Source organism: Bradyrhizobium sp. BR2003 (assembly GCF_009720285.1).
Taxonomy (GTDB): domain Bacteria; phylum Pseudomonadota; class Alphaproteobacteria; order Rhizobiales; family Xanthobacteraceae; genus Bradyrhizobium; species Bradyrhizobium elkanii.
On sequence record NZ_SMYJ01000007.1, the window covers coordinates 88,406 to 100,001 of the forward strand.

Consider the following 11,596-nt stretch of genomic DNA (forward strand, 5'->3'; position numbering starts at 1 on the left):
GATCGACCAATCTTTCAGGTGCTCCGCTTCGCAGAACTTTGTCTTCGCCAGGTCGGCTGCGCTGCATTGGTTTGGTGCATCTACTGCCGTTCCGATTCCATCGGAACGGCGCTCTCGTCGGCGAGGACTTCGTCATTTTCGATGAGCTTGCCGACCTGCTCGACCGTCTTCGCCGGCGTCGCGGCATCGTCGTAGGAGACCAGATTGATCCGGCGGCCGTCGATGCCGCCCCGCTCGTTGATCATCCGGAAGTAGGCGGCCTGCACCTTGCCGGTGCCAAGGGCCGACGGGCGACGTCGTCCCTTGCCAAATTTCGACTAGATCAGCGAATGCAAAGCCATGACCGCGGCCTCGCGGCTCTCCACCGGAACAAAGAAGCTTACCGAATGCGATGACAAAACATACTTGTCGGCGATGATTCCGTGACGCTGCAGAATCTGAACCGCCTTGTATGGCAGGTCCGAGGAAATGCCGCCGAAGCAAGTGAGGCTCACCGAACTCAGCGTGTCGCGCTGTTTGCGCAGGTCTTTGCTCCGTTCCAGTGTGCGCAGCAACGCGTCGAGTGTCTCAGAATCGCAAGTCATCATGATGCGGGTTTTTTCGGCGGTGAAAGCCGAGGCGAGGAGTTGCGGCCAAGGCAAGCCATTTTGCTGGAGATGCTGCGCGAACTTCTCAAAGCCTTGATTGAGGTCCGCCGAATCGATCTCCACATGCTCAATGCGAGCCATCGAGTTGACGGCCAGGACTTTTCCGTTCTCCATGTCTGCGACTTCCTTCATCACTTGCGTGCTGTGTCGAGCGCCGCCCCACTTTCTCAGGATCAAAGGCACGTTTTGGCTGTGGGCCAGTTCCACGCTGCGAAAGTGCAGGACTTTGGCACCCCAGAAGCACATTTCGGACAGGGATGCGAAATCCAGCTGACGCAAGGGTTTTGCGTCCGCGACGATGCGCGGGTCAGCCGAGCAAACTCCGTCGACCTCCTTGATAATCTCGCAGCACTCCGCCTTGAGCGCCGCAGCCATGGCGACCGCGGTGGTATCGCTGCCGCCCCGGCCAAGCGTCGTGATTTCCTTGGTCAGCGGGTTCACGCCCTGAAAGCCCGCCAGAACCACGATGCGTCCACGATCGAGTTCTTCGCGCACGCGAATGGGCCGCACGTCCAGAATGCGTGCGGAGGAATGGGACCCGTCGGTCATGACGCCGGCCTGACTGCCGGTAAAGCTGATCGCCGGCACGCCGAGATCAGACAGCGCCATGCTCATCAAGGACATGCTGATGCGCTCGCCGGTGGTCAATAGCATATCGAGTTCGCGGCGATTGGGATGCGGGCTGACCTGATAGGCCATCCTGACGAGTTCATCGGTGGTCTTGCCCATTGCGGAAACGATCGCCACGACACGATGACCACGGCCATGCAAATCGGCGACACTGCTCGCGGCCGCGCGGATTTTTTCCGGTGTTTCGAGACAGACGCCGCCGTATTTTTGCACGATGATGGGATTGCTAGGCATTCTTGCCCGCGTCGTGTTGGAAGGCGCAGCTGAACCCGATCAGATCGTTCTCCCCTTCGACGCTTTTGCGGTCTTTGATCGTTTCGCTACGACCCGCACAGCGCCCCGGTCGCGCTTCTTGCGATCCGCTTCCGCGTGCTGAGCTTTCGTCCCGCCACGGTGAGCGGCGTATTCCTTGCCGTCTATCGGCGCGACATGCGGTGGATCTCGATCGAGATACGGTCGCCCGATTCCAAAATCCGGTCCACGCGCATCGATCCATTTCCAAAGGGCCTCGGTGGAGACCCAACGCTCCGCCCGCGTCGCGCCTTTGACGCTCACGATATCGACGGCCAGCCCGTGGCCATAGCCGCCGCGGAAGCTCCCTCCATGGTATGACTTGTCGGACGCCGCCTTCAGGCCGCTCGCGATCGATTGACGGTAGTCATCGCGGAACGCGCTGGTGATGCCGGGCGCCAACCCGGCCTGCTCGGCCGCGTAAAGCGCGTGAAAGATCTTGAGTTTGAAGCTCCGATCCACCCCTCCAATCACGTAGTCGATCATCGGCATGCCCATTCGTTCCGCCGCCTTCGGATCCTTCCACGTGAAATCGTTATCGACGCGCCTGGTGAACGTCCTGGTGACAGTCACCGTCTTGCGCTTCTTCTTGACGGTCACTTTCCGCTGCTCTTGTACGCTGATCGTGTCTTGCTTCGGCGTCCGCTGGTAGAGCGCCCACAGGTACCGGTCGATGCAGACATCGACGACGAGGCACTCCTCGAAAATATCCAGGGGTCTCGCGGCCTCCTCGGTGTCACCAGACGCTGGAGGCGGGCTCGCCGTCGCCGCGTGCACCGGCGATGTTTCGGCCGGCAGCGTCTGCGACGAATCCGGCAACGCAGCCACGACGATTGACTTCGGCTCGCTCGAGGTCGCCGTCGCATCAGGGGCCGCCGCCGGCGCCGGTTCAACCGCCATCGCCGCATCGGCGTTGGCGACAGCGTTACCCAAGACGCCTGCCTGCGGGGCGGCCACCGCGTCGGACGCGGGCCCCGTGACGGGTTCTGCAGCCACCGCCGCGTCAGCATCCACTTTGGTGGCGTTGCCGACGGCAGTGGCCTGTTGCGCAACAGCCGGTTCAGCGTTGGCGGCGAGCGATGGTGCGAGGCCCTCGACGGACACTGCGCCGCTGTTCCCGATGCCGGCAGAGCCGGCAAGCCAGGCAACAAGCCAACCTGCGAGAACGACCGTCCCGCACAACTCCGGAGTCGCAATTCGCCGCGGGTTCATCACCCCGTAGCCTCCAAAGGCTCGATCCGAGCCCTGTTGTACCGCCCAGCACGCGACGGCATCGATCATTCGGATCAAAATGGAAACGCGCAATGGGCGGAAGCCGTTGGCGCTACGCTTTTTCAGAAGGTGTTGCCCGACCGCAACGCGCGGCCGCGAGCAACCCGGCGCGGCGCGTGCTGCTGCGTTCGGTGATTTTCGCCAGCGATCGAGCTCTGATTTCCGTTCGGGTTCAGCAGCGTCGTTTTTGCAGTCGGCCAGCTACTTCAGGTCTACCCGCTGCACTGCGCCAACTGACGCGATGGGCCAAGAGCAGGAGGTCATCCGCCGCAAGGGTTCATTTACCAGCAGCCCGACGCTATTCGGTGAGCGGATCAAGGCGGATCGCAACTGGTTATCGATATTGGTACGCTTCGTGAATGTTGAAATCGATAGTGCTCAAGGTTTTTCGAGGTGTGGGCCTGCTTTGCCTATGCATCGTGGGAATTGCCGTTGTCATAGCCCCATTGGAGCTTGTCGCATATCCTATGCTGAAAGCCATCGGGTGCAGCTTGACCGAGGAACAGCAAAGTTTCACCTGTGGAGACGGTTGGGTCGGTCAACTCATCTCGACGGTTCTCAACCTGCCGATACTGTTTTCTGACGCGCGAGAATTTTCGTTCGGGGCCGGAGCGTCGTTCGGTCGAGATTTCACGATTTACTTGTTCGACGCGATCTTTGTTCTCGCGCCGGCATATCTTCTAACGATACTCCTCGCGTGGAAAGCTGGTCGGCGAAGCCGCTAACTTCTGCAACGGGTCAATCGCGCCGCTTTGGCCTTGTCTTGGGCATTTCCGGTCTTGCCTCAAGTGGGGACGTGCCAGCCCTAACCGCGGTCTTCGTCGATGGGCCAAGGGCTGCCGTGGCGATGGCGGCTGACTTCGTGCTATCGTCGTCAGCTGCACCATGAAGCGCATTGGCATCATCGTCGCCGGTTCTGCCTACCCGATGGATGGCTTCAAGTCTGGCCTCCAGGACCTTGGCTGGATTGAAGGTGAACGCATCAGCTTTGAACTTCGAGCAGCCGAAGGGCAGCTGCACCGGCTGTCTCAATTCGCCGCCGAAATGGTCAATATCGGAGTCGACCTCATCGCGGTCATCGGAGCTGTCACGGTGCGAGCTGTTCGCCAAGCGACTTCAACCATTCCGACCGTGTTCACGGTGGTTGTCGAGCCGATCGGCGACGGCTTGGCCACGAACCTGGAGCGCCCTGGTGGAAACCTCACAGGGGTGACGACGTTTGATCCACAGCAGGCCACAACGCAATTGCAATTCCTCAAGGCGGTGAAACCTGGTCTTGAGCGGGTTGCTATCCTGAGTGACCTCGGCGTATCGGACTGCATGTCGAGGTCGAACCGAGAGGCAGCTCACCGGTTGAAGTTGGAACCACAAGTGATCCGCGTCGAAGCACCTTCTCCGGAACACGAAAAAGCCTTTGCGGCGATGGAGCAGGAGCGCGCGTAGGCGCTCGTCGTCCTAGAGGAGCCGATCAACCAAGCTTGCCGAAAGCAGATAGCAGATCTCGCTGCTGCCCATCGTCTGCCAACGGTCCTTCCCATATCCATGCTCGATGCCGGCGGCCTGATTGCTTACGGCACGAGCCTTTGCGAAGCGGCGCGACACATGGCACACACTATGCGGACGGCATCCTTCGAGGAGCCAATCCTGGCGACCTACCCATAAGAGCGGCGCTGGCGCACGAGCTGGTGGTCAACGTTCAGACCGCTCGGCGACTTGGCATAAACGTCCCCTCCGAAATCCTCGAGAAGGCCGACCAAGTTATTCAATGATGGTGTTCTCGAAGTCGGGTCAGGGTCAAAAGACGTCCGTGGCGGGCCAACACGGCGGCGTCTGCTCTGCCCAAATGAACTGACCTGTTGACGGACGGGTGGACCTTCGGATTCGGGCCAATAGGGACGTCGCAGCTTGGCCCAAAATGAAAGAGGCCGCCAACGGAGGCGGCCTCGGTTTGCAGAGTTCCTGATGCTAACTGCGCCTGGCCTGCTCGGCGGCGCGGCGAGCGTCGATCGCGTCCAGGACGGCGAGTTGTGCCTGTTCAACCGACGCTATGGCGTAATCGATCGCGAAACCGGCGTCTTCTTCCAGAAGCGTTGCGCGCTCCTCGGCAAGGTTGGCCTTGATATCATGCTTTGCTTTGAGCGCGTACGCCTTCAAGGTGTTCACGTCCGCGGTGATTTTTGCTTGCAGCGCCTGCCTGTCTCTGTCAGCAGACTCGCCGACCGACTTGATTTGCTGGCTCACCTTTTCGACTGCCATCTTTGCAGCCGAAAGCGCCTCTGCCTTCCGCGCTTCGATCTTGTCACGCGCTTCCTTTTGTGCGGCTGCAAAGGCAGTTTCGGCATTTTTTGCGCGCACCGACAATTCGGCGAGTTGTTCAGAAAGTGGCTTCATTTGCTCCTCCTTCAGGTAAGCGCCTCCCGAACCGGCTCGCAGGTAACGCGCTCTCGTGCGAGCCATGTTGATCTGGGTCAACTTTTCCTGGGAACGAGCAAAGAGGGCCGCGCGGAACGATGCCTCGATTGAGTCAAAAGCAGTCGCCGACCATCGAGCACAGCAATTACTGCGTCGCCGTCAGGAGCGGACCTCGGTGAGTCCAGGCTCTCGTGGCAGGTCGGGGTGCCGCGAATGATGCGCAATCGTGGCAAGTTGTTCGCGCCGATCGATGTCGCGACTCGCTTGGCGTTCATGCCGTTGTCGGTCAGGGAAGGGCAGTTCGACTATGTCGGCGCGGTCGGCGAGCATCCGCGGGTGTCGTGATCGGCGGCCGTTGGTGGCACCCGAGATGGGGGGCGCGTGCTCGCAAACCCGTGTCGGCTTCGTCCTCGCGACGTGATCCAGACGATCGGTTGCTGTGCCACGGCTTCGTCAACCCACGTACTTTCCCCGGACGTAGTCGCCCGGATAGCGCGCCCGGCCAAAACCGGGCAGAAGACAGACACGTTTCATCCCCAAGACATTACTTGAGCGCACCCGGCGGCCTGTTAGAGGCCGCCGGGTTTTTGCTTCCTGTCAATTGCATCGAGTTGTCGCCACGCATGAGCTAGTGCAGGTGCGTCCACCTTACGTACTTTCCCCGAACGTAGTCGACCGGAATAGCACTCCCGGCAAGAACCGGGCAGAAAGCAAACGCCAGACCAAGTGGACCAAGCGCAACTGGACGCGGGTTCTTCGAGGAGCAGCCAAAATGATCATCAACATTCAGAAGCTCAATGGCCTGTGGCACCTCATCGTCGGATCGTGCAAGATCCAAACTCCGTTCCTGGAGACGCAGGAGCGAGCGCGGGTCGTCGCGTACGCCCGACGGGTCTACCCTGGTGCCAAGGTTTTCGAACGCGACTGATCCTTGCGATCGCGCCCAACATGGCTCGCGCTAGAGCGATCTCGCATGTTGGCCGCGAATGATGCGCAATCGCAGCAATTATTCGCGCCGATCAATGTCGCGCGACTCGCCTGGCGGTTCAGACGGTCATCAAAAAAAGATCGGCAGTACGAATAATGTTCACGCCTTGCGCCCCAGGCCGCGCACCACATCTCCGCACCGCAATTCTTGGGTGAGGTTTGGTTCCCAAACCGCCCAGTTGCGAATTGTGGAGACAGACTATGGACTTCCTCGGTCTTCTTAATGGTTCAGGTTCAACCCAGCCTGCCATTTGGATCGCTGCAGCGATCGCGCTTGTGATCGTGCTGCGCATATCGAACGTATTTCGCTACATTCCGAACAATCAGGTCGGCATCGTCGAGAAGCTGTGGGCGATAAAGGGCTCGATCGATGACGGCTTCATCGCGCTGAACGGCGAAGCCGGCTACGAGCCGGAGGTGCTGCGCGGCGGCCTGCACGTGATGTTTCCCTTCATGTACCGGATCCACCGCTCTGACCTCGTGACCGTCGGCCAGGGCAAGATCGCCTATGTGTTCGCGCGCGACGGCGCGGCGCTGGAGCCTTCGCAGGTGCTTGGCGCCAACGACACCGAAGACAAGTCGGACTTCCAGGACGCGCGCCGCTTCCTGCTTGGCGGCGGCCAGAAGGGTCCGCAGCGCAAGATCCTGCGCGAGGGTACCTATGCGATCAACACGACGCAGTTCGCCGTCATCACCGACGAGCGCGTCTACGGCCACGCGCTGAGCGAGCGCGAGCGCGGCGTGCTCGAGAGCATGCAGCTCACGATCACCGAGCGTTGGGGCTTTGCGCCGGTGGTGCTGGCGGCCGATCACGATCTGGTCGGCATCGTTACCGTGCACGACGGCCCGTCGTTGCCTCCGGGCGAGATCATCGCGCCCGAGGTCGGTACCGAGCTGCGCGACGCCGCGACCTTCCACAACAACTTCCAGGAGCCCGAGAAATTCCTGAGCGCCGGCGGCTATCGCGGCCGCCAGCTCCAGGTCATCGTCGAGGGCACCTGGTACATCAACCGCCTGTTCGCGACCGTCGAGGCGGTGCCGAAGACGGTGATCCCGGTCGGCAATGTCGGCGTCGTCATCTTCTACACCGGCCCGCGCACCGACGACGTCTCGGGTGAGCAGTACCGTCATGGCGAGCTCGTGCTCAACGGCAGCCGCGGCGTCTGGAAGGATCCGCTGTTGCCGGGCAAATACGCCTTCAACACCTATGCCGGCAAGATCGAGATCATCCCGACCGTCAACTTCATCCTGAAATGGATGCGCGGCGAGGTCGGCGCGATGAAGCTCGACGAGAACCTGTCGGAGATCTCGCTGATCACCAAGGACGCCTTCGAGCCGACGCTGCCGCTCTCGGTCGTGATGCATATCGACTACAAGAAGGCGCCGATGATCATCCAGCGCTTCGGCGACGTGAAGAAACTGGTCGAGCAGACACTCGACCCGATGGTCAGCGCGTTCTTCAAGAACATCGCGCAGAAGATGACGCTGATCGAGCTGCTGCAGAACCGCGCCGCGATCCAGGCGGAAGCGGCCCTCGACATGAAGGCCAAGTTCGAGAGCTATTCGCTCGACCTCCAGGAGGTATTGATCGGCACGCCGCGCGCGGCGACCGGCGACCACACGATCGAGAACATCCTGATCCAGCTCCGTTCGCGCCAGATCGCGCGCGAGCAGATCGAGACCTATCAGGAGCAGGAGAAGGCCGCGGTGCAGGAGCGGGCGCTCAACGAGGCCAAGGCGACGGCCGCGGCGCAAACGGCGCTGACGCAATCGCTGATCCAGGTCAAGGTCAACGAGAACGAGGGCGCCGCGGCGCTCGCCCGCGCGCAGAAGGATGCCGAGACCCGCAAGGTGACGGCGGCCGCGGTCGGCGAGCAATCCAGGCTCGAGGGCCAGGGCGAGGCCGATCGGGTGCTCGCGGTCGGCGCCGCCAACGCCCAGGCGACCAAACTGTCGGTCGACGCCTATGGCGGGCCGGAGTATCGGTTGGCCGAGCAGAACTTCGCGAAGTTCGCCGAAGCGCTGACCCGGATCAACCAGCCGCTGGTGCCGCAATTCCTGATGTCGGGCGGGCAGGGCGCGGAGAGCAACAGCGCCGGCCTGATCCCGACCGCGATGCTGAGTTCGATGTTCGGGCAAATGATGCCCGGCGCATTGGAGAAGCTGAAGGACGAGGCACCGAAGGCCACGCGCAAGGCCAACGGCCAGTGACGCGGCGATAGTAGTGCGACGAGGTCGAATAGCAGCCGAAAGCAACTGCGCTCCCTCTCCGGATTGCCGGCCGGAGGGGAAAGCGAATTTCGGAATATTGGAAATGTATTCCTGATTTGCCCGACGTGTCAAGTTGCCCGGTCGAACGCCGGCGGCCGTCGGCTCCTTTGCATGGGGTTGTTTTCGATATTTTGCAGCGCCCGCAGACGAGAGCGGTGAAGCGCCTCGGCGGCTGAAACGATCAACCTTCCGACGTGCCCCAGCTGGCCCAACGTCGACCGGCGGCGCGCGTCGCTCGCGCCGCCGGTCACTATTCGGTCTTGTCGACGTTCCAGAACACCGGCGGCGCCGGGCCTTCCAGCACGCCGGTGAGCGATTTGCGCCAGGCGCTCGGCAAGCGGAACTGGCCGAGCGGGATATAGATCACCTGTTCGTAGGCTTGCTTTTGAATCTCGACCGCGACCTTCTTCTGCTCCTCGGGCGAGGTGGCGCGCGCATAGGCGTCGCGCATCTGCTCGAGTTTGGCGTCTTCGGGCCAGCCGAACCACGCCCGCTTGCCGTTCGCGGCGATCTGGTTGTTGACGATCGGGTTCATCACCTCGGTCGCGCCGGTGAAGGTGAAGAACAGGTTCCAGCCGCCTTCCTTGGGCGGCTTCTGGCTGGCGCGGCGGCTCACCACGGTCTGCCAGTCCGTCACCTGCGCGTCGACGTTGAAGCCGGCCGCGCGCAACAGCTGCGCGGCGACCGTCGGCGGCCCCTTCAGCGTCTGCACGTCGCCGGGGATCATGATCACGACGGGCGTGCCGTCATAGCCAGAGGCAGCGAGCGCCTTCTTGGCCTCGGCCATGCCGTTGCCCTTGATCAGCGTCTCCGCGCCGGCGTCGCTGGCGAGCGGCGTGCCGCAGGCGAAATAGGAGCCGCAGATCTCGTAATATTTCGCATTGCCGACGGTGGCGTCGAGCACGTCCTTCTGGTTCATCGCCAGGAATGCGGCGCGGCGGATCGCGGCGTTGTCGAATGGCGGGTGCAGGAAATTCATCCGGCCCTCGATCTGGAAGCCGAACTTGTTCAGCACCGCCACGGTGAGATCGGAGTTCGCCTCGAGCACCGGCAGCAGGTCGACCGACGGTTGTTCCAAAAAGTCGATCTCGCCGGATTGCAGCGCGTTGATCGCGGTCTGCGCGTCGGGCATCGTGACCCATTCGACGCGATCGACCTTCGCGACCTTGCCGCCCGACAGCCAATCCGGCTTCTCCTTGCGCGGCACGTAGTCGGCGTTGCGCTCATAGACGGCTTTGACGCCCGGCTGGAATTCCGCGCTCACGAACTTGAACGGCCCGCAACCGATCTGCTCGGCGATCTGTTTGCCCGGCGGCGTCTCCGCGAGCCGCTTTGGCATCATGAAGGCGACGTAGGAGGAGGGCTTTGCCAGCGACTCCAGCACGAGGCCGTACGGCTCCTTGAGCTTGAGCACGATCGTCTTCGGCCCGCTCGCCTCGAGGGAAGCGGTGAATTCGGCCAGCTTCTGCGCCATGCCGTCGACGGCGGTCCACCGCTTCAGCGAGGCGATGCAGTCCTCCGCGGTCACGGGCGCGCCGTCGTGCCATTTCAGGCCGTCGCGCAGCGTGAAGGTGTAGGTGAGCCTGTCGTCGGAGATCGCCCAGTCCGCCATTTGCGGGCGGACCTTGAAGCTTGAATCGATGCCGAGCAGCGTGTCGTAGACCATGTAGCCATGGTCGCGGGTGATGTAGGCGGTGGTGAAACCGGGATCGATGATGCGCAGGTCCGAATGCATCACGGCGGTGATGGTCTTGCCCTTGCCGGCGGCAAAGGCGCGCGATGACAGGATGGCCGGCGCCGCGATCGCCGGCGGCACGCCGGCCGCAAGCTTGAGGAGCTTTCTGCGCGAGAATTCGACCATTCGCCGTCTCCCGATCTGTCGTTGCGCCGGCACGGATGCCACAGCGGCCGGCATGCTTCACCAATCCGTTACGCAAAGCAAGCAAGCGGCGTGCCGCCAATCTCGGAATTTCGGCGGCGGGCTCGGCTGGATCGGTGACGTGAACATGCGATGACTGCGGCCGTCGCGCGCCACCTCCGGCACGGCGCAAGGGCGCATCCTGCATAGGAGCCTGCGCTTTTGACCGCACCTCGCAGGCTGTTCGGACGCTGCTCGGCCGTGTAGGCTTGTGGTCCTGCCGGCCAGCAATAAGGCCATATCCCCAAGGGAACAAGCAGCGCGAACAAGCAGTCGAGGGAGACCGAAAGAACCGTCATGACCGATATCCGATACGTAGCACCGCGCACGCTTGACGAAGCGATTGGCGCATTTGCTGCCGCCGGGAGTGTCGCCCGCATTATGGCAGGGGGCACCGACTTATTGGTGCAAATGCGCTCCGGCCTGGTGCGGCCGGGACTGATCGTCGACATCAAGAAGATCGGCGAGATGACCGAAATCAGCGAAACCGCCGATGGCGGTTTCCGCGTGGGCGCCGCCGTCTCCGGCATGGAGCTCGCCGAACATGCGCGCTTCGGCAAAGTGTGGCCCGGCGTGCTCGAGGCCGTGAACCTGATCGGCTCCAAGCAGGTGCAGGGCCGCGCCTCCGCCGGCGGCAATCTCTGCAACGGCTCGCCGGCCGGCGACAGCGTGCCGGCGATGATCGCGGCGGGCGCCGTCGTCACCGTGCAGGGTCCGAGCGGCCGGCGGGACATGAAGGTTGAGGATGTGCCGGCCGGACCTGGCCGCACCAACCTCAAGCCGGGCGAGATCCTGGTCAGCTTCACATTGCCGCCGCGGCCGAAAGGCTCGGGCGATGCGTACCTGCGGATGATCCCGCGCACCGAGATGGACATCGCGGTGGTCGGCATCGGCGTCAGCCTGACCTTGAAGGACGGCGTCTGTACCGCGGCCCGTGTCGGCCTCGGTGCGGTGGCACCGACTGCGCTGCTGGTTGAGCCTGCCGCCCAGGCGCTGATCGGCTCGAAGCTCGACGATGCCGCGCTCGAAGCCGCCGCTGCCGCGTGTCGCGCCGCCTGTCGTCCGATCGACGACAAGCGCGGCACCATCGCCTACCGGACCAAAACCGCCGGCGTGCTGCTCAAGCGCACCGCCGCGATCGCCGCCCAGCGCGCGGGAGGACACTAGC

General features: G+C 62.7%; 10 protein-coding genes and 1 pseudogene. 6 read left to right on the forward strand and 5 right to left on the reverse strand.

Going from position 1 to position 11,596, the window contains the following annotated elements:
* Positions 1-122 precede the first annotated feature (122 nt).
* The 3 genes and pseudogenes from E2I15_RS02160 to E2I15_RS39095 form a co-directional block, all read right to left on the reverse strand.
* Positions 123-278, reverse strand: a pseudogene (locus tag E2I15_RS02160) (ABC transporter substrate-binding protein); the annotation flags it as partial.
* Between the two features lie 39 nt (positions 279-317).
* On the reverse strand, positions 318-1,511 hold the full coding sequence (locus E2I15_RS02165; protein ID WP_137479946.1) for an aspartate kinase: 1,194 nt from the start codon (positions 1,509-1,511) through the stop codon (positions 318-320).
* A gap of 39 nt (positions 1,512-1,550) precedes the next feature.
* A complete protein-coding gene (locus E2I15_RS39095) occupies positions 1,551-2,849 on the reverse strand; it encodes a peptidase M15 (protein ID WP_246668176.1) in 1,299 nt (432 codons plus the stop codon).
* Between the two features lie 876 nt (positions 2,850-3,725).
* Here E2I15_RS39095 and E2I15_RS02175 point away from each other — a divergent pair.
* Both E2I15_RS02175 and E2I15_RS39795 read left to right on the forward strand, forming a co-directional pair.
* Positions 3,726-4,283, forward strand: a complete 558-nt coding sequence (locus tag E2I15_RS02175) for an ABC transporter substrate-binding protein (RefSeq protein WP_137479945.1) — start codon at positions 3,726-3,728, stop codon at positions 4,281-4,283.
* 140 nt (positions 4,284-4,423) lie between these two features.
* A complete protein-coding gene (locus E2I15_RS39795) occupies positions 4,424-4,609 on the forward strand; it encodes an ABC transporter substrate binding protein (RefSeq protein WP_170991603.1) in 186 nt (61 codons plus the stop codon).
* A gap of 196 nt (positions 4,610-4,805) precedes the next feature.
* Here the strand turns inward: E2I15_RS39795 and E2I15_RS02185 are convergent, their stop codons facing one another.
* The gene (locus E2I15_RS02185) at positions 4,806-5,231 is read right to left on the reverse strand and encodes a YtxH domain-containing protein (RefSeq protein ID WP_137479944.1); all 426 of its coding nucleotides are present in this window, start codon (positions 5,229-5,231) and stop codon (positions 4,806-4,808) included.
* Positions 5,232-5,465: 234 nt separating this feature from the next.
* Here E2I15_RS02185 and E2I15_RS39510 point away from each other — a divergent pair, with 234 nt between their 5' ends.
* The 3 genes from E2I15_RS39510 (at position 5,466) to E2I15_RS02190 (ending at position 8,450) form a co-directional block, all read left to right on the forward strand.
* Positions 5,466-5,597, forward strand: coding sequence for a hypothetical protein (locus E2I15_RS39510; protein WP_276486711.1), 132 nt, complete (start codon positions 5,466-5,468; stop codon positions 5,595-5,597).
* Between the two features lie 427 nt (positions 5,598-6,024).
* Positions 6,025-6,180 carry a hypothetical protein gene (locus E2I15_RS38595; protein WP_170991602.1) on the forward strand — a complete coding sequence of 52 codons (156 nt, stop codon included), beginning with the start codon at positions 6,025-6,027 and terminating at the stop codon, positions 6,178-6,180.
* Between the two features lie 260 nt (positions 6,181-6,440).
* Positions 6,441-8,450 carry an SPFH domain-containing protein gene (locus E2I15_RS02190; protein ID WP_137479943.1) on the forward strand — a complete coding sequence of 670 codons (2,010 nt, stop codon included), beginning with the start codon at positions 6,441-6,443 and terminating at the stop codon, positions 8,448-8,450.
* A gap of 310 nt (positions 8,451-8,760) precedes the next feature.
* Here the strand turns inward: E2I15_RS02190 and E2I15_RS02195 are convergent, their stop codons facing one another.
* The gene (locus tag E2I15_RS02195) at positions 8,761-10,371 is read right to left on the reverse strand and encodes an ABC transporter substrate-binding protein (RefSeq protein WP_137479942.1); all 1,611 of its coding nucleotides are present in this window, start codon (positions 10,369-10,371) and stop codon (positions 8,761-8,763) included.
* A 363-nt stretch (positions 10,372-10,734) separates the two neighbouring features.
* On the opposite strand from E2I15_RS02195, the gene E2I15_RS02200 reads away from it, so the two are divergent.
* Positions 10,735-11,595: an FAD binding domain-containing protein gene (locus tag E2I15_RS02200; protein ID WP_137480016.1), complete on the forward strand. Its 861-nt coding sequence runs from the start codon at positions 10,735-10,737 to the stop codon at positions 11,593-11,595.
* The last annotated feature ends 1 nt before the right edge of the window (position 11,596 follow it).